The organism is Muriicola marianensis (assembly GCF_014638095.1).
Lineage (GTDB): Bacteria > Bacteroidota > Bacteroidia > Flavobacteriales > Flavobacteriaceae > Muriicola > Muriicola marianensis.
Window position 1 is genome coordinate 79,259 of the sequence record NZ_BMFH01000001.1, and the last position, 17,600, is coordinate 96,858.

A 17,600-nucleotide genomic window follows, 5' to 3' on the forward strand; every position below is an offset into this window, starting at 1 on the left:
ACTATCTCAGTTCAGCACCCACTTCTTTTTCGAAGGCCGACTTGATCTTGTTCATGATCTTGTCTATTTGCTTGTCTGTGAGTGTTTTGGTCTCGTCCTGCAGCGTAAAACTAAGGGCGTAGGATTTTTTCCCCTTTGGTAGCTTACTGCCTGTATACACATCGAAAAGGGAAAGCTGTTTCAATAATTTTTTCTCTGTTTTATACGCCAATTCCTCCAATTTGCTGAATGGCACATCCTGGTCTAAGAGCAATGCGAAGTCTCTCCTGACCGATGGGAATTTAGGGATGGGTTTATACACGATCTCCTGTCTGGCTACCAGGGAACAGAGCACTTCCCAGTCGAAGTCGGCATACAGCAGCTGCTGTTTGATATCGAATCGTTTTTGCACAGCCTTGCTGATCACCCCCAGGCTTACGAGGTCGGTATTTCCCTTCGAAAAGACAACACCCTCACTGAATTCAGCTCCTGAACGATGACGGGTCTGGTAATCCTCAACGCCCATTTTTAATAGGATCTGCTCCACGACGGCTCTCAGGTAAAAAAAGTCGGACTGCCTGGATGGGAGAGTCCAGCTTTCATGTGAACGGTCCCCGGTTACCAGGATGGAGAGTCGGCCTTTCTCCCTGTAACCATCTTCCGCAGGATGATAGGTCTTTCCGAATTCAAAGATCTTGAGGTCCTGTCTTTTCCTGTTGATATTATACGCGGCCGCTTCAAGTGCAGAGAAAAGCATAGAGGATCTCATCACTGAAAGCTCCGAGCTCAGGGGGTTTATGATCCTCACTTCATCCTGCTCAGACCCCTGCATCAGATTGGCGTATTCAGGGTTCGTCAGGCTGTTTGAAAGGATTTCGTGGAAGCCCTGAGCAGCCAGCAAATTCCCTACATGGTTTTGGAGAATGTGGTCTTCAAACCTGGAAGAGGTTGCTATGGAAGCGTGTAATTTTGGATCGAAATTGATATTGTTATACCCGTAAACTCTCAGGATCTCTTCTATCACATCTACCTCCCGGGTGACGTCGATCCTGTAAAAGGGAATACTGAGCCCGAGTCCGGTCTCCGTGACATTCTTCACCTTAATCTCAAGAGAGGTAAGGATAGACTTGATCACGTCCCTGGGTATCTCCTGCCCGATGAGTTTATTGATCTTTTCGAACGTGAGGAATACCTGGTGGTCCTCTTTCTTTTTAGGATAGAGATCGACCACATCACAGGAGATGTCTCCCCCCGTGAGTTCACAGATCAGCAGGGCCGCACGCTGCAGGGCGTATTCCACATTGTTAATATCGATGCCTCTCTCGAACCTGAAGGAAGCATCTGTGCTCAGGCCATGCCTTTTGGCCGTTTTTCGGATGGAAACAGGATCAAAGTAGGCGCTTTCAAGGAATATAGCCCTGGTATTCTCTGTGACCCCTGTGTTGATACCTCCGAACACGCCCGCAATACACATGGGCTTTTCGGCGTCGCAGATCATCAGGTCGTCCTCGTGCAGGGTCCGCTGCTCCCCGTCTAAGGTCATGAAAGGGGTTCCGGCCTCCACAGTCCTTACGACGATCTCTTTCCCAAAAATCCTGTCTGCGTCAAATGCGTGCAGGGGCTGACCGAGTTCATGCAAGACGTAGTTCGTGGCGTCGACCACATTATTTATGGGTTTCAGTCCAATGGCCTTCAACCTGTTTTTCAGCCAGTGAGGGGATGGCTGAACGATCATATTGCTGATGGTCACCCCGCAATACCTAGGAGCGAGGTTGTGATCTTCTACAGATACAGCGATCTTTCGCGATCTGTTTGCCACAATAAAATTACTGACAGAAGGAGTGAGCAATTCCTTTTGAATGCCTTTCTGGCGCAAACCCGCTTTCAGGTCCCTGGCCACGCCAAAATGACTCATGGCGTCGGCCCGGTTTGGAGTGAGTCCAATTTCAAAAACATGATCGTTTTCAACCTCAATGAACTCAGACAAAGGGGTTCCTGGTTTGAGAGTACTCTCAAGGACCATGATCCCCTGGTGGTCATCGCCCAGCCCAAGCTCGTCCTCGGCACAGATCATTCCTTCACTGACTTCTCCCCGTATCTTCCCCTTTTTGATCTTGAGGGATTCACCGTCATTCATGTACAGTGTGGTGCCCATTGTGGCCACGGGAACCTTCTGGCCTTTGGCAACATTGGGTGCTCCACATACGATCTGTACCGCTTCTTCCTGCCCGATATCTACGGTGGTGAGTTTCAGTTTGTCTGCGTTGGGATGCTTCTCACAGGTAAGGACATGTCCTACCACTACACCTCGCAGTCCACCGCGGACCGATTCAAATTCGGAAATGCCTTCTACTTCCAGTCCCAGGTCGGTCAGAAGTTCCGCCACCCTTGCAGGTTCCCAATCGATGGGGAGGAACTGTTTCAGCCAGTTATATGAAATTTGCATGGACGCTCCTTAAGCGACCAAAGATAAAACAATGGTCCTTCACATTCAAAGGGGATGTTGCCTTTCACGCGTAATTTTATAAACTTCATTTTAAGCTTAATTTCGATATTTGCACTTCAAATCCATGCCATGAAGAAGATTTTCCAATTATCCATCGTCCTTATCCTTGTCCTGTCCTGTGCCGAGAAGAAGCAAACCGAGCTGAAAACCGGGATATGGAGGGGCGTCATGACCGTTCAGGACGGGAACGAATTGCCCTTCAATTTTGAAATCAGCAAAGGAGAAGCCGGATATTTCGTGCAGGTTTACAATGCCGAAGAAGTTCTGGAGATCGATGAGATCAGTATTAATGGAGATTCCATACTCCTGAGAATGCCCGTCTTTGACGGATACATTGCCGGTACTTTCTCATCTGATGCCATGCAGGGGGAATTCATCAAGGACGACCTCGACCGGCGTGTACCTTTCCTCGCATTGTCCGGAGACTCGGATCGATTCAAAGTAAATAAAGGACCCGGTGTAAATGTGGGAGGTATATGGGAAACTAATTTCAGCAAAGGTACAGAGGATGAGTACGAGGCTAAGGGAATATTTGAACAGGAGGGTAGCAGGGTTACTGGAACGTTCCGGACCACTACAGGAGATTATCGTTTCCTCGAAGGTGTCGTAGAGGGAGATTCCCTCAAGCTGTCGACCTTTGACGGAGCCCATGTTTTCCTGTTTCTGGCCAGGGTTACTGACAGTACAATGAATGGCGTTTTCTACTCCGGGAACCATTTTCAGGAGCCTTTTGAAGGCAAGAGGAATGAAGAGTACGAACTGCCTGATGAGGATTCCCTTACCTACCTGAAAGAAGGGTATGAAAAAGTCGACTTTTCCTTCCCTGATGAGAATGGTAAAATGATCTCACCGGACGATCCGGAATTCCGGGATAAGGTGGTCATTCTCCAGATTATGGGTACCTGGTGCCCCAACTGCCTTGATGAGACCCGGTTCCTGGTCGAATATCTAAAAGATAAGAAACAGGAAGACCTGAAAGTAATCTCCCTGGCTTTTGAATATGCCAGAACAGAAGAAGCGGCCTTTAAGGGGATAAAAAGACTAAAAGAACGCCTTGGGGTCCCATACCCCATACTTCTGGCCCAGTACGGCTCGTCGAACAAGCAGACAGCCAACGAAAAACTACCGATGCTGAATCATATTCTCTCCTATCCCACGACCATCTTTATCGACAGGGAAGGCAGGGTCCGGAAGATACATACCGGTTTCAACGGACCTGCCACGGGTGAAAAGTACACAGAATTCAAGAATGAATTCAACGACTTTGTTCAGGGACTGCTCGCAGAATAAAAAAAGGCCTTCCGATTTCCGAAAGGCCTCAGGTGGTGGTAAAACAAAATAATCAAATGATGGTTGATTTTCCCAACCAGATGTTCTCTTTATTCAGGATCAGATAGTCTTCCGAATCCCTGATGTTTCCGGAGATAAAATCCCCGATATGACTGGTACCGTACTTACTTGAGGTATTCAGATCGGGGGAGACGATCCCTTTTTTAATGGATTTCAGCACGGCGATCACCACAGCCCGCGATTCCTCATCGAGCTTAAAATGATCAAGCAGCATGGCCGCAGATAGGATAGAAGCGATAGGATTTGCAATGTCCTTGCCCTTTGCCTGTGGATAGGATCCGTGAACGGGTTCAAAGAGGGCGTGGTTTTCCCCTGTGGAAGCCGAAGGCAGGAGTCCGATCGATCCCCCAACAGCACTGCCCTCATCCGAGAGGATGTCCCCAAACATATTTTCTGTGAGGATAACGTCGAATTGGCTGGGCTTCAGAAGGAGCTGCATTGCCGCATTGTCTATGAACATAAAATCGAGTGCCACTTCCGGATAGCTCTCGCCGATCTTCGTGACGACACGTCTCCAGAGTCGACTTGACTCAAGCACATTGGCTTTGTCAACAAGGGTCAGTTTTTTACGTCTCGCTTTGGCGGCCTTAAAGGCCAGGTGTGCGATCCTGCTAATCTCGGCTTCTGTGTACGTACAACTGTCAGTTGCAGATGTGCCATCCTCACTAAGCGACTTTTCGCCAAAATAAATTCCCCCGGTCAGCTCTCTGTAGATCACAAAATCGGTTCCCTGTATCACCTTCTTTTTCAGGGGGGACTTCTCCATCAGGTTCGGAAACACCTTGATGGGTCTGATGTTGCAGAAGAGGCCCAGTTCTTTTCTCAATCGCAATAACCCTTGCTCCGGTCTGACCTTTGCATCAGGATCATTGTCGTATTTAGGATCCCCTATAGCTCCGAACAGGACAGCATCTGCCTTCTTGCAAACATCGAGAGTAGCCTTGGGAAGCGGATCCCCGTATTTGTCAATGGCTGCTGCGCCTACGAGGGCCTCTGTAAATTGGAATTCATGGCCAAAGGTATCCTCCACGGCCTGAAGGCATTTGACAGCCTGGGACGTAACCTCGGGTCCGATACCGTCACCTTTCAGCAGGGCGATATTTAGTTTCATGGCTAGGCGAGGCTTTCGATATTGACATCTGCGGATTCCACGATCTGGTGGATATCCTCATCCAGAATCTCCTTTTTCCTGTCTGCGAAGCGGAGAAATTCTTCATAGACCACATCGAGCTGAACCTTGGTCAGTTCGTATCCGATCTTTTTTGCCCTGTACGCAAGCGCAGCCCTTCCGCTTCTGGCGGTCAGGACGATGGAAGAGTGGTCTACACCTACCTCATGGGGATCTATGATCTCGTAGGTCTCTCTTTTCTTTATGACCCCGTCCTGGTGGATCCCGGAACTGTGGGCAAAAGCATTGGACCCCACTATGGCCTTGTTGGGCTGGACAGGCATCCCCATTTTCTCAGATACCATCTGACTGGTACTGTACAGGAGTTTGCTGTTGATCCCCGTGTCGAGGTTGAGGTAGGGGTGTTGTCTCAGGATCATGACGACCTCTTCAAGGGAAGTGTTTCCGGCTCGTTCTCCAATACCGTTGATGGTGCATTCAATTTGTCTTGCACCGTTAATAACCCCTGAAATGGAATTGGCCGTTGCCAGGCCCAGATCGTTATGACAGTGGCAGGAAAGGATGGCCTTTTCAATACCCCTGACGTTCTCTCGTAAATATTTCATTTTGGCACCGTATTCCTCTGGCAGGCAATACCCGGTAGTGTCCGGAATATTCAGTACCGTGGCTCCTGCCTTGATGACCTCTTCACAGATCCTGGCCAGGAATTCGTTTTCAGTTCTCCCGGCATCCTCTGCGTAGAACTCCACGTCCTCTACGAAGCTCTTGGCATATTTTACCGCATCTACGGCCCTTTCCATAATCTTTTCCCTGGTGGAATTGAACTTGTATTTGATGTGGGAATCTGACGTGCCTATCCCTGTATGGATGCGCGGTCTTTTAGCCGGTTGCAATGCTTCGGCAGCCACCTCGATATCCTTTTTCACGGATCGGGTCAGTCCGCACACCGTAGCATTCTTCACTACCCTGGCAATTTCCTTAACGGAGGCGAAGTCGCCCGGACTCGAAATGGGGAATCCGGCTTCAATGACGTCCACACCCAGGGAATCCAATCTTTGGGCGATGACCAGCTTCTGTTTCGTATCCAACTTGCAGCCCGGGACCTGCTCCCCGTCACGCAACGTGGTATCAAAAATGTATACTTTATCTTTGCTCATTAGAATTACTTAATTTTACTCACCATAACGAATGTATTACAACCTCGCAAAACCAATTCAGTGGTTGTGAGGCATTTACAACGTTAATATACTTTTTTATATAATTAATTAGCTGAATATCAGCGTTATAAGCATATCATTTTACGATGACAAATGTCAGTAAGGACGCGTTGTTTGTCCTGGTCAAATCCCTCTCAAAGTCAGAAAAGAGGCAATTCAAGCTCTATGTGGGAAGGCTGGGGGTGAACACGGATGCCAAATTTCTGGCCCTGTTCAACCTTATGGACAAGATGAAAGCTTATGACGAAAAGATCATCCTGGCCAGCGGGATTGTCAAAAAAGCCCAGCTCAGTAACCTGAAGGCCCACCTCTACAAACAGATCCTGGTCAGTCTCAGGCTTAATCCCGTAAATCAGAATATCAGGGTACAGCTGAGGGAACAACTCGATTTCGCCACCATCCTATACCAGAAAGGACTTTACAAGCAGAGCCTCAAGATCCTCGACAAGGTAAAATCTACCGCCATCGAGAATGAAGAGAAGAACATCGCATACGAGATCGTAGAACTCGAGAAGATCATTGAGACCCAGTATATCACCCGCAGCATCCCCGACCGGGCAGATGAACTGGCGGTACAGGCCAAAACCCTGTCTGAGCAGAATGTAATGACCAGCAAACTGTCTAACCTGTCACTTCAATTGTACAGCATGATGCTAAAGGTGGGCTATGTGAGAAATGAAGAAGACCTGGCACGGGTGAAATCGTATTTTGATTCACATCTCCCGGTTTATGACCTGAACACCCTGGGGTTTCGGGAGAAACTCTGGCTGTACAAGGCGTATCTGTGGTACAGTTTCCTGACCCAGGACTTCCTCTCCTGTTACAAATACGCCAGTAAGTGGGTAGACCTCTTCTATGAGTACGAAGAGATGATCAACCTCAATCCCGTGTTCTTCCTCAAAGGGAATCACTATTTGCTCGAGTCTCTCTTCTTTGTGAAATACGCTTCCCAATTTGAGACCGTGCTGGAAAATCTCGAAAAAACAGTCGCCCGAGATAATTTCCCGTCTAACGACAACATCGCGTCCCTGAGCTTTCTATACATCAATGCCAACAAGCTGAACCTCCATTTCCTGAAGGGTACATTCGACAAAGGCTTGTACCTTGTAAGGATCATAGAGTACGGGATCAACAAGCACCGTGACAGGATAGATGAGCACCACATCATGGTCTTCTACTACAAGATCGCCTGCCTGTATTTTGGGGTAGGGGACAATAAGAATTGTATAATTTACCTGAAGAAGATCATCAATAACCGCAACCTCAAGATGAGGGAAGACCTCATGTGCTTTGCCCGGGTCCTGAGCCTGGTAGCCCATTACGAAGCCGGGATGGACTACCACTTAGAGGTGCAGTTGAAGAGCACATACAAATTCCTCCTGAAAATGAATGACCTGCATGAGGTGCAGAAGGAAATGATCAAATTCTTGAGGAATCTCGGTAATATTTATCCCGGGGATCTCAGAGCTGAGTTCCAGAAGCTTTACGACCGACTCAAACCGCTGGAAGACCATCCCTACGAAAAAAGGGCCTTCCTTTATCTCGATATCCTCTCCTGGCTGGAGAGCCATCTGGAGAACAAACCGGTGGCACAGGTGATCCGGGAAAAGGCACAATCGGTACTTCGGTAAGCAATGGCTTACAGGCAAGCATCCCAGATGGGATCTTGCGGAGGAGCAGCCTCCAATTCAATCCATTCTTTTTTTACCGGATGCTCAAATCCCAGGCTTCTAGCATGAAGGTGGATCCCGCCATCCGGATTGCTGCGGGGGAAGCCGTATTTCAGGTCTCCTTTTATGGGGCATCCGATGCCGGACAGTTGAGCCCTGATCTGATGGTGCCTGCCAGTCATGAGTTCAATTTCCAGCAGGGTGTAGCGATCGAGCTTTCGCACGACCCTATAGCTGAGTTCCGCCCTTTTACTGCCGGCAACTTCAGAGATATGGGCATATGACTTATTTTGTTTGGGGTTGCGCTTAAGCCAGTGAATAAGCACCCCCTCATCCTTTTGCGGGCTATTCCCAACCACTGCCCAATAGATCTTTTTGGTTTCCTTCCCGGCAAACAATTTATTCATGCGGGTCAGGGCTTTTGAAGTACGGGCGAAGACCACCACTCCTGTAGTCGGCCTGTCTAACCGGTGTGTTACCCCAAGAAATACGGCTCCCGGTTTGGCGTATTTCTCCTTGATATACTGTTTGATGTGTTCGCTCAACGGGGTATCGCCCGTCCTGTCTCCCTGGACGATATCACCCACTCTTTTGTTGACCGCTATAAGGTGATTGTCTTCGTAGATAACCTGGAGGTTCCCGGGGTTGGAGGTGATCTTGTTCTGGGACAAGGAGTACAGGATTAGGGTTAGACGTTTTGCGAGTTCCCGACCGGAAGCGGTTTAGTACTGTTCTTCTTCGCTAGGGAAGTCGAGCGATTTCACGTCACTGACATATCTGGAGATCGCGTCGCTCATTTCTTCGTACAGATTCATATACCTCCTGAGAAACCTGGGGTTGAACTCGTGGGTCATTCCGAGCAGGTCGTGGATCACAAGGACCTGGCCATCGGCGTGACGACCTCCCCCAATCCCGATTGTCGGAATTGAAATGCTTTCGGAGACCTTTTTTGTGAGGGCAGCGGGTATTTTTTCGAGCACAATGGAAAAGCACCCGATCTTTTCCAGCATTTTGGCATCTTCCATAAGTTTCTCTGCCTCCTCTTCCTCCTTTGCCCGTACCGTATAGGTGCCGAATTTGTAGATCGATTGGGGGGTGAGGCCCAGGTGACCCATAACTGGGATTCCCGCATTAAGGATGCGTTTCACGGATTCTTTGATCTCAATCCCTCCCTCTAGTTTTACGGCGTGGGCACCGCTTTCCTTCATGATGCGGATAGCAGACCTCAGGGCTTCCTTGGGATCGCTCTGGTAGCTGCCAAAGGGAAGGTCTACCACAACCAGGGCCCTGTTCACTGCCCTGATCACCGAGGAGGCATGGTAGATCATCTGGTCGAGGGTGATTGGCAGTGTCGTCTCATGTCCGGCCATTACATTACTGGCTGAATCGCCCACCAGGATGACATCTACCTTGGCGGCATCTACGATCTTTGCCATGGAATAGTCATAGGCTGTGAGCATGGAGATCTTTTCGCCTTGCTGCTTCATGTCTACAAGCGACTTTACCGTCACCCGTTTGTACTCTTTCTTACTGACAGACATAGTTGTTGATTTGCCGGATAAATGTAAGGAGAAAAGATCAATTCGGGATTAATGTGTACATTCGGCACGAGCTGTGATCAAAAAAGTATCCGGTATGAAAAAGTATGCAACTGTCATACTCCTGCTGACCTTGTGGTCCGGGTGGGGACAGGTAAACCCAAAAGTTTCAGTTGAAAAGGCCATAACCGATTTTTTCGAAGCCTTTCACGCCCAGGATTCACTAAGGCTCAGGCAGATGGCCTCACCTGCTATCCGCATGCAAACCCTCGGCAGATCATCTGCAGGGACCGACAGTGTGATCACTGTACCGTTTGGAAACTTTTTAAGATCGATCTCAAGTATCCCGGATTCGGTAAGGTTCGAAGAGCGGCTACTCTCCATCTCTGTGGAAGTCGACGGGAACCTCGCCCAGGCCTGGACACCCTATGAATTCTGGGTGAACGGAGAATTAAGTCACTGCGGGGCCAACGCCTTCCAATTGTTTTGCGACAAGGGGTCCTGGAAGATCCTTCAGATCATCGATACTCGAAGAAGAGAGGGCTGCTTGGAATAAACTTCGCCTCTTTCCAGGGCAAATCCCTGCGGATTAAATGCCCAAACACTCAATTCTACAGTACTTCCGGGGGTATCGTCATGAAATGTGTGACAACCTGTCAGTTATATGGGGTTGGCACTATGTTTGACACCTAATCAACCGTAAACTTTTGAATCCATTAATAAAAATTAAGATACGATGAGCAAAATTATTGGGATAGATTTGGGTACGACCAACTCCTGCGTTTCCGTGATGGAAGGAAATGAGCCGGTTGTGATCCCGAATGCCGAAGGAAAGCGGACTACACCCTCTGTAATCGCCTTTGTGGAAGGTGGGGAGATCAAGGTTGGGGACCCTGCCAAAAGACAGGCGGTTACCAATCCTAACAAGACCATTTACTCCATCAAAAGGTTTATGGGGAATAAATATTCTGAATCCAAGAAGGAAGCAGAAAGGGTTCCTTATAAAGTTCAAAAAGGAGACAACGATACTCCCAGGGTCGACATTGACGGTCGTTTGTACACACCTCAGGAATTGTCTGCCATGATCCTTCAAAAAATGAAGAAAACAGCCGAGGATTATCTCGGCCAAACCGTAAGCAGAGCCGTGATCACGGTTCCGGCCTATTTTAACGATGCCCAGAGGCAGGCCACGAAGGAGGCCGGTGAGATTGCCGGACTGAAGGTGGAAAGGATCATCAACGAACCGACTGCCGCATCCCTGGCATACGGACTTGACAAAAAGGACAAAGATCAGAAGATCGTGGTATTCGACTTCGGAGGTGGAACGCACGACGTATCCATCCTGGAACTCGGGGACGGTGTTTTTGAAGTACTCTCTACAGACGGGGACACCCACCTGGGAGGAGATGATGTCGATCAGAAGATCATCGACTGGCTGGCCGAGGAATTTAAAAAGGAAGAGGACATCGACCTGAGAAAAGACCCTATGGCGCTACAGCGACTCAGGGAAGCTGCCGAGAAGGCCAAGATCGAATTGTCGAGCTCCACTCAGACCGAGATCAACCTGCCCTACGTAACGGCGACAGCCACCGGGCCGAAACACCTTGTCAGAACACTGGCCAGGGCGAAATTCGAACAATTGATCGCCGATCTAGTAAAAAGAACAATTGAACCTTGTGAGGCTGCATTGAAATCAGCAGGCCTCTCCAAGAGCGATATAGATGAGATCATTCTGGTGGGAGGATCAACAAGGATCCCCGCCGTACAGGAAGCGGTAGAGAAATTCTTCGGGAAAAAACCATCCAAAGGTGTAAACCCGGATGAGGTGGTTGCCATTGGGGCAGCGATCCAGGGTGGTGTACTCACCGGGGATGTCAAAGACGTTCTCCTGCTTGACGTGACCCCTCTGTCACTGGGAATCGAGACCATGGGAGGCGTGATGACCAAGTTGATCGAAGCGAATACGACCATTCCTACCAAGAAGTCACAGATCTTCTCAACGGCTGCAGACAACCAGCCTTCCGTGGAGATCCACGTACTGCAAGGGGAAAGGCCCATGGCAGCTGATAACAAGACCATAGGACGTTTCCACCTGGATGGTATTCCACCTGCGCCAAGGGGTACTCCTCAGATCGAGGTGACCTTCGACATCGACGCAAACGGAATCATTAAGGTTTCAGCCACAGACAAGGCTACCAACAAGTCGCAGGACATCAGGATCGAAGCTTCTTCCGGACTTACAGAAGAGGAGATCGAAAAGATGAAGGCGGAAGCAGAGGCCAACGCAGAGGCTGATAAGAAGGCCAAAGAAAAGGCTGACAAGCTCAATGAGGCTGATGCGATGATCTTCCAGACTGAGAAACAACTCGGTGAATTTGGGGATAAGTTGTCTGACGACAAGAAAAAACCCATTGAAGCTGCGCTGGAGGAACTCAAAAAAGCCTATGAGACCAAGGATGTAGATCAGGTTACTCCGGCTTTGGAGAAGATCAACGAAGCGTGGAAAGTAGCCTCTGAGGAAATGTACAAAGCTCAGGCAGCCGCCGAGCAGGGAGGAGCTGCAGCCAATGGCGAGCAAGCTTCAGCCGATGGTGCTAAGGAAGGCGACAACGTGGAAGACGTTGATTTTGAAGAGGTGAAGTAATCCTCAAATAGTGATAAATGAGAGAGGCAGCTACGGCTGCCTCTTTTTTTTTCGGCATGTATTTTGTTTTTACATCTGGAAAGAAGGTGTAATTTTGAACTGATGATAAAACTATACTTCGCTAAGTCACTATTTTCCAGATTACCACTGCTACTTCTGTCGCTGACTCTCTTTATGGGTCGGGGCCAGGAGCCTAAGGTATTTTCAACCAGAGATTACGGTCTTTCCGGGAAGGTGAAACGCTGCCTGGTCATCACGGATTACGGGAAAGAAGCCTTCGATTTCAGGGAGGATGGCCTCCTGGAAAAGATCACCACAGTCTACAGCGAAAAGGATTACGACATCACCTATTATCGGTATAAGGACAGCTCCCTGATCGAGAAACGCATCGAGAATTACAGGGAGGACAAATTGGATCGTCAGACTTCCATCGCACATCTCTTTAGGGTAGACACAGTAGGAAATAAGATCATCCGGGAACAGATCTACTCCTACCAAAAGGAATTCCTCGACCAGTTCGAGTACGCCTATGACACCCTGGGGAATCTCACCGGGATCACGCGCACGTCGAATGAAGGGATTGATCATACCCTGATATCCTATGACACGCTGAAGAGGGAGGTCACCAGGACGGTAGAGGTGAACGGCCTAATCGAAAAGTCTGTGCGTACCGCGGAGAAGAAGGAAAAGGACAGGACCTTAAAGGTGGAACTCGTCAAGGAATATCTCAAAGGAGATCCTTTCAGGGCTACCGAAACTTTCAGGGATACCATGGGCAGAAAACTCCGGGAGCTGGAGTACACGTATGATGGCGAGAAAGATTCATTTGTCAAATCTGTCGAATGGGTATTCACTTACGGCGAACGCGGCTTCCTGAAAAGCAGGGTGCGAAAACAAGGCAAGCAGGAAAGCAAGCAGGAGTACATTTACCAGTTTGATGCACACGATCCGCCCAACTGGACCAAAGAGATCATTACTCCTCAGAATCAGTACACGACCAGGAGGATTACCTATTACGAAGAAGAGGCTTCCGGAAAAGCCACGAATGGCGAGAAGGGCAGATAAATCTAATTCTTAGCACATTCCAGAAGAGCAAACAGCGCCTTGTTGTGTAAGGCGACTGCCTGCGACATATAGTACGACTTGAGGGCAGATAAATCTTCCTTGCGCAGCTCTTCATCCGACTTCACTTTCTGCTCCCTTACGATCTGCATAGCCCTCTGGCATTCAAAGAGAGAGGCCATGTTGCGTATGGATTTCTCCAATAAGACGAGTTCGTCCGCGGCATTCTGTCTCAGGAGTAATTTTGCGTTCCATTCCTCGGCCGCTTTGGTATCAATTGTGGCGGAGGTGTCTTCTGTTTCATTGATCATTTCCTCAGGACTATCTTCCTGTTGATCATCCTGTCCCATGGCACAGATATCAAGACTGTAGAGGACCTTTTGAGCATCTTCAATGGCCTTTTTGGTATAGTAACGCGCATCGTCCCACTTTTCCTGGCTCAGCGAGGTATTTAGGTTTTCTATCCCGTCGAGTATGGGGTCGATGGCTCCAGGACATCCACAGGTCTCATTTTCATCCCTGGTTTTCTCCAGGGCAGACAGGGCCCTTTCGGCATAGTACTGCTGATGCTCAAAGTTGTTGGACTCCATTGACTTTTTGGCGTGGGAGAGCGTATACCCGGCAGAGGCATAAGCGTTGGTACAATTGGCAAAAGCAAAGGAGGAGCTCAGGAATAATGTAAGCAGGAAGTATATATTTTTCATAGTAAACAGACTTGGGATGAGTCTAATGCTTAAGAGTTCTTGGGTAGTAACAACGACAGGGGGTCAGGGAATATTGCACCGGAGATGGTTTATTCGCCCTATGGAGTGGGAGAGGGGAGAAAAGAAGTAGTTGGCACTAAATCTGGAGGGTTTTTCTTATCAACGTCCACTCCTCGGGAAGGAGGCCGTAACAGCAGGTATTGCGTTTAAAACCGTCAGTAAGGTAGACATTGCATCGAAGAATCCCTTCCAGCCCGGCTCCCAGTTTCTCAACGGCCTTTCGGGACCGGGTGTTGCGCTCGTCTATTCGAAATTCTACCTTTTCGAATCCGAGTTCGTCAAATGCGTAATCGATCATGAGTCGCTTCATCTCCGTGTTGAGGCCGGTTCCCTGAAATTCCCGCCCTATCCAGGTAGATCCGATGTGGAGCACCTTATTAACCCAGTCGATGTTCATATAACGTGTACACCCTGCCGTTGATTGAATTTTCTTGTCGATCACTACAAAGGGGATAGCTTTGCTTTCCTCCCGGAGATCCAAAGCGCGCTTGAGATAAGCTGTAAGGTCTGCTTCTGAATCGATCTTTGAGGGAGAATACCGCGTCAGGCCGGGCTGCAGGGCTACGGGAAGCAACTCAGGCAGGTGGGATATCGCCAGGGGTTCTAAAAGGACACGCTGGTTCTCCAGTCTGATCTCTTCGAGGTTCACGGCAGGGTGTTTATGATTTCCTTTTTGATCTCGTGTTTTCCATCAAAGACCTCGATCTCGGCTTTGCCTTGAAAAAGAGCCTCGATCTTCTCCTTCTCTTTTTCCCATCGTTCCGGGGTGATGTACTCATCATTGTCTCCCACAATGATCTTTATCCGTGTCTTTTCTCTTAGATGAGTTACCTCAGATGGCAGGATTTCTTCCGGGATACCCCCGGCGTAAAGGATGAGGTGATCACACCTGACCTTTCTTTTCACCACCCATCGAAGGGCAATGGAAACACCTTGGGAATATCCGAAGACAATGCGTTCAGCATTGACGGGAAGCGAAATATTATCCATAATGGCATCCAGGTAGGAGAGGATGTTCTCCATTTCCCGTGCAGTGTCTTCTTTGGTAAGCCAGGAAGCACCCACGTGTTTGAATTGTCCGTTCAGGTAGTATTTCGAAGGTGCCTGAGGGGTGATGAGGTAGTGTAACTTTGGGTCTAGACCCTCAAAATATTTCAGAAAATATTTGCTCAGGTGCCCCATCCCGTGGAAAGCGAACCAGATGTATTTCGTCTCCGGATTGAGTCGGTTCAGAGATTCAAAGGAATTCACTGAAGTATAAGAGACCGTATGCTTCTCTGCTTCCACAAATTAAATGTACATAAACCTCCCGGAATACGTTCTCAGAATTTAATTCTTCCCTTTCCCCAATAACATAAGAAAAGTGCGGGCACTAGTCCCGCACTTCCCAGATAACAACAGTTCACCATCTCACTGCATTGATTGATGCTAATTCTTTGCCAATGCATAGACCTCATTGACATCGATTTTGAGATTCTTTTTAAGTCCGTCTTTCACTAACTGGACCCTTGCTACCTTAGAAACATCCTTGTCGTCAAAATAGGAGACGATATAGATGTCTTTGTGGATCTTCCATCCGGGATTCCTTTCGGCAATATAATCCCTGATGGGAAGTGGCAAGGCGATATTCCTGAATCTCTCGTAGGATTCCATAATTTTTCCATTGGCGTCATAAGTGGCGATAATTGAGCCATTATGCTGCTCGAAAAATACTTCATACGCTTCAAAATCCCCATTGTAGATATCTAATTCGGTGATATCGAACTGGGCTACCTTGCGTTCCAGTTGCTGGACAGAACGTGGCATGTTCTTGTCTACCACTGTATACATATATTCCAGGTTCAAAGGTTTAAGCGTTACACCTTCTAATTCTATAGGTTGCTCTTCTTCCTGAGCAAAACCAATACTGATTGCGCTAATTAACATTAGACTGAGAACTGTTTTTTTCATGATGAATAATTTTAAGATTAAAGTGGTGCAATGAGGTCGATCATTGTCGATCGATGAGATGATCGGTTGTCTATTATCTTTATGCGAACAAGTGGCAAGGCACTGCAGGCGTCTTGACCCGCGGGTCGTCAAATCTCAATTTTCAGATTCTTGCGCTCTCCGTCCTTGCGTAGCTGGATCTTGCAAACCTTCTTTACTTCCGAATTACAGTAATAAGACACGAGGTAAAGATCGGAATGGATGGTCCAGCCGGGATGCTCTGCGTGAATTTTGTTTCTGATAAAGGCGGGAAGGGTGATGTTCTTGAATCGTTCTGATGTCTGTAAGATCTTTCCCTTATGGTCGTACGTGGCAATAATAGTGGCGTTTTCATGCGAAAAAACCACTTCATAGGCCTCGAAATTCCCGTCATAAACAGGGTTTTCAGTGATATTGTACCGGGCCGCTTTGTGTTCTAACCGGGTCACGGTTTCAGGCATTCGCTCATCGACGACTGAATGGACGTACGAAATATTAAGAGGCCTTACGGTAATGAGTTTCAGGTCTACCGTTCCCGGATCCCTGTACATGTTCTGTGAGAAGGCGAAACCGGATACCAGAAAGGTAGCCAGACTGATGCATAGTGTTTTCATGAGACTTTACGTTTTAGATTAAACAAGAGTTTCTTGTCATCCGGATGATTCAAAGTCATATTTTAAACCTATCCGTTTTTTGATTGATTTGATGATGAATTTTATTGATTACCTGTAAGTTACAACAACATTGCAGGTCTCAGGTGTGCCTTAAGTAACACTATGGAAGATTTTTTCCGTAAGACAGGAAATATTAAGGAAGGTTGAATTCCCGCCTCAGGTTCTCCTCTGAGGTTATCCGTAGGTGTTTTTTACCTACTTCTAGAAGCCCCTGGTTTTTAAAACTGTTGAGGTGCCTGTTCACCACGGACCGGGTAGTGCCGATCAGGGCGCCGATCTCTTCATGGGATAAAGAACTTATATGATTGATCACACCGGTTTCGTTGTCCATATTCTCATACAATAGTTTGGCGAGCCTGGTCGGTATGTCTTCCAGGGCAATTCCGGAAACCGAATTTTCCAGCCCCTGGATCTTGACCGCCATATATTGCATGAGAGCCAGACTAAAGCCGTGGTTTTTTCGCAGCCAGTTTTTCATTTCCGGCAATGGGATACTCAACATTTGGGATCTTTCAAGCGTCTCGTAATACACCTTTCTCTTCAGGCCTCCAAAGAGAGACATCACGCTAAATACATCGTTGGTATTCAATAAGGTAAGGGTGAGTTTGCGGTCTTTTTTCTGATCGATCACATAGACCTTGACCTTGCCTGTGACAATTATAAAGAAATGGTAGGAAACGTCTGTGGTATCCAGAACACAGGTATGCCGATCACAGTTCCTTGTTCGGGAAAGTCGCAGCAACTCTCTGATCGCCTCTGGAGGGACGCTTTGGAAAAGCGGATTCTCAAGCAGGCATTCAAAGTAATACCGGTACTTTTCTAGTTCGATATTCACGTCACACAGTTCAGGCGGTATTCTAATTTCCGGAATTCAATCTGAAACCACATTCATTTATGGGTATTGCACCTTAAAAAAAATGTTGAAGCCTTTCAGCTATGTTTCCGAATATGTGAGTTCAATGTGATTACCATTGAATACATAACGCTGAACAGTGGGGCATCTCCTTTGCTAACAAAGGAAAATGGTCGGGTTAGGCTGGTTAGATATAATCTTTTGGTAATCAAGTTGGTTATTCTCTTATAAGATAATAAAAAAGTA

At 47.9% G+C, this 17,600-nt stretch carries 16 protein-coding genes; 5 read left to right on the plus strand and 11 right to left on the minus strand.

What is annotated here, in order from left to right:
• Nucleotide 1: 1 nt before the first annotated feature.
• A complete protein-coding gene (gene pheT / locus IEV19_RS00425) occupies nt 2-2,425 on the minus strand; it encodes a phenylalanine--tRNA ligase subunit beta (RefSeq protein WP_188368733.1) in 2,424 nt (807 codons plus the stop codon).
• 129 nt (nt 2,426-2,554) lie between these two features.
• On the opposite strand from pheT, the gene IEV19_RS00430 reads away from it, so the two are divergent.
• Nucleotides 2,555-3,775 carry a peroxiredoxin family protein gene (locus IEV19_RS00430; RefSeq protein ID WP_188368734.1) on the plus strand — a complete coding sequence of 407 codons (1,221 nt, stop codon included), beginning with the start codon at nt 2,555-2,557 and terminating at the stop codon, nt 3,773-3,775.
• Between the two features lie 52 nt (nt 3,776-3,827).
• On the opposite strand, the gene leuB is transcribed toward IEV19_RS00430, so the two are convergent.
• Both leuB and IEV19_RS00440 read right to left on the minus strand, forming a co-directional pair.
• Nucleotides 3,828-4,946, minus strand: a complete 1,119-nt coding sequence (leuB, locus tag IEV19_RS00435) for a 3-isopropylmalate dehydrogenase (RefSeq protein WP_188368735.1) — start codon at nt 4,944-4,946, stop codon at nt 3,828-3,830.
• Nucleotides 4,947-4,948: 2 nt separating this feature from the next.
• A complete protein-coding gene (locus IEV19_RS00440) occupies nt 4,949-6,121 on the minus strand; it encodes a 2-isopropylmalate synthase (protein ID WP_188368736.1) in 1,173 nt (390 codons plus the stop codon).
• Between the two features lie 146 nt (nt 6,122-6,267).
• On the opposite strand from IEV19_RS00440, the gene IEV19_RS00445 reads away from it, so the two are divergent.
• Nucleotides 6,268-7,812 (plus strand): hypothetical protein, encoded by a 1,545-nt coding sequence (locus IEV19_RS00445; RefSeq protein WP_188368737.1) that lies wholly within the window; start codon nt 6,268-6,270, stop codon nt 7,810-7,812.
• Between the two features lie 8 nt (nt 7,813-7,820).
• On the opposite strand, the gene IEV19_RS00450 is transcribed toward IEV19_RS00445, so the two are convergent.
• Nucleotides 7,821-8,522 (minus strand): RluA family pseudouridine synthase, encoded by a 702-nt coding sequence (locus IEV19_RS00450; protein ID WP_188368738.1) that lies wholly within the window; start codon nt 8,520-8,522, stop codon nt 7,821-7,823.
• A gap of 51 nt (nt 8,523-8,573) precedes the next feature.
• Nucleotides 8,574-9,392 carry a 3-methyl-2-oxobutanoate hydroxymethyltransferase gene (panB, locus tag IEV19_RS00455; protein ID WP_188368739.1) on the minus strand — a complete coding sequence of 273 codons (819 nt, stop codon included), beginning with the start codon at nt 9,390-9,392 and terminating at the stop codon, nt 8,574-8,576.
• Between the two features lie 94 nt (nt 9,393-9,486).
• Here panB and IEV19_RS00460 point away from each other — a divergent pair, with 94 nt between their 5' ends.
• From IEV19_RS00460 to IEV19_RS00470, 3 genes are all read left to right on the plus strand, one after another.
• The gene (locus tag IEV19_RS00460; RefSeq protein WP_229732437.1) at nt 9,487-9,945 is read left to right on the plus strand and encodes a nuclear transport factor 2 family protein; all 459 of its coding nucleotides are present in this window, start codon (nt 9,487-9,489) and stop codon (nt 9,943-9,945) included.
• A 180-nt stretch (nt 9,946-10,125) separates the two neighbouring features.
• A complete protein-coding gene (gene dnaK / locus IEV19_RS00465; protein WP_188368740.1) occupies nt 10,126-12,033 on the plus strand; it encodes a molecular chaperone DnaK in 1,908 nt (635 codons plus the stop codon).
• Between the two features lie 102 nt (nt 12,034-12,135).
• Nucleotides 12,136-13,098: a hypothetical protein gene (locus IEV19_RS00470; protein ID WP_188368741.1), complete on the plus strand. Its 963-nt coding sequence runs from the start codon at nt 12,136-12,138 to the stop codon at nt 13,096-13,098.
• A 2-nt stretch (nt 13,099-13,100) separates the two neighbouring features.
• Here the strand turns inward: IEV19_RS00470 and IEV19_RS00475 are convergent, their stop codons facing one another.
• From IEV19_RS00475 to IEV19_RS00500, 6 genes are all read right to left on the minus strand, one after another.
• Nucleotides 13,101-13,799, minus strand: a complete 699-nt coding sequence (locus IEV19_RS00475; protein WP_188368742.1) for a hypothetical protein — start codon at nt 13,797-13,799, stop codon at nt 13,101-13,103.
• Nucleotides 13,800-13,935: 136 nt separating this feature from the next.
• A complete protein-coding gene (locus tag IEV19_RS00480; protein ID WP_188368743.1) occupies nt 13,936-14,508 on the minus strand; it encodes a GNAT family N-acetyltransferase in 573 nt (190 codons plus the stop codon).
• A complete protein-coding gene (locus IEV19_RS00485; RefSeq protein ID WP_188368744.1) occupies nt 14,505-15,146 on the minus strand; it encodes an alpha/beta hydrolase in 642 nt (213 codons plus the stop codon). The genes IEV19_RS00480 and IEV19_RS00485 overlap by 4 nt, the downstream gene beginning before the upstream one ends.
• A gap of 141 nt (nt 15,147-15,287) precedes the next feature.
• Nucleotides 15,288-15,809, minus strand: a complete 522-nt coding sequence (locus IEV19_RS00490; protein ID WP_188368745.1) for a hypothetical protein — start codon at nt 15,807-15,809, stop codon at nt 15,288-15,290.
• A gap of 128 nt (nt 15,810-15,937) precedes the next feature.
• Nucleotides 15,938-16,441: a hypothetical protein gene (locus tag IEV19_RS00495; protein ID WP_188368746.1), complete on the minus strand. Its 504-nt coding sequence runs from the start codon at nt 16,439-16,441 to the stop codon at nt 15,938-15,940.
• Between the two features lie 193 nt (nt 16,442-16,634).
• Nucleotides 16,635-17,336, minus strand: a complete 702-nt coding sequence (locus tag IEV19_RS00500) for a Crp/Fnr family transcriptional regulator (protein ID WP_188368747.1) — start codon at nt 17,334-17,336, stop codon at nt 16,635-16,637.
• Nucleotides 17,337-17,600 lie beyond the last annotated feature (264 nt).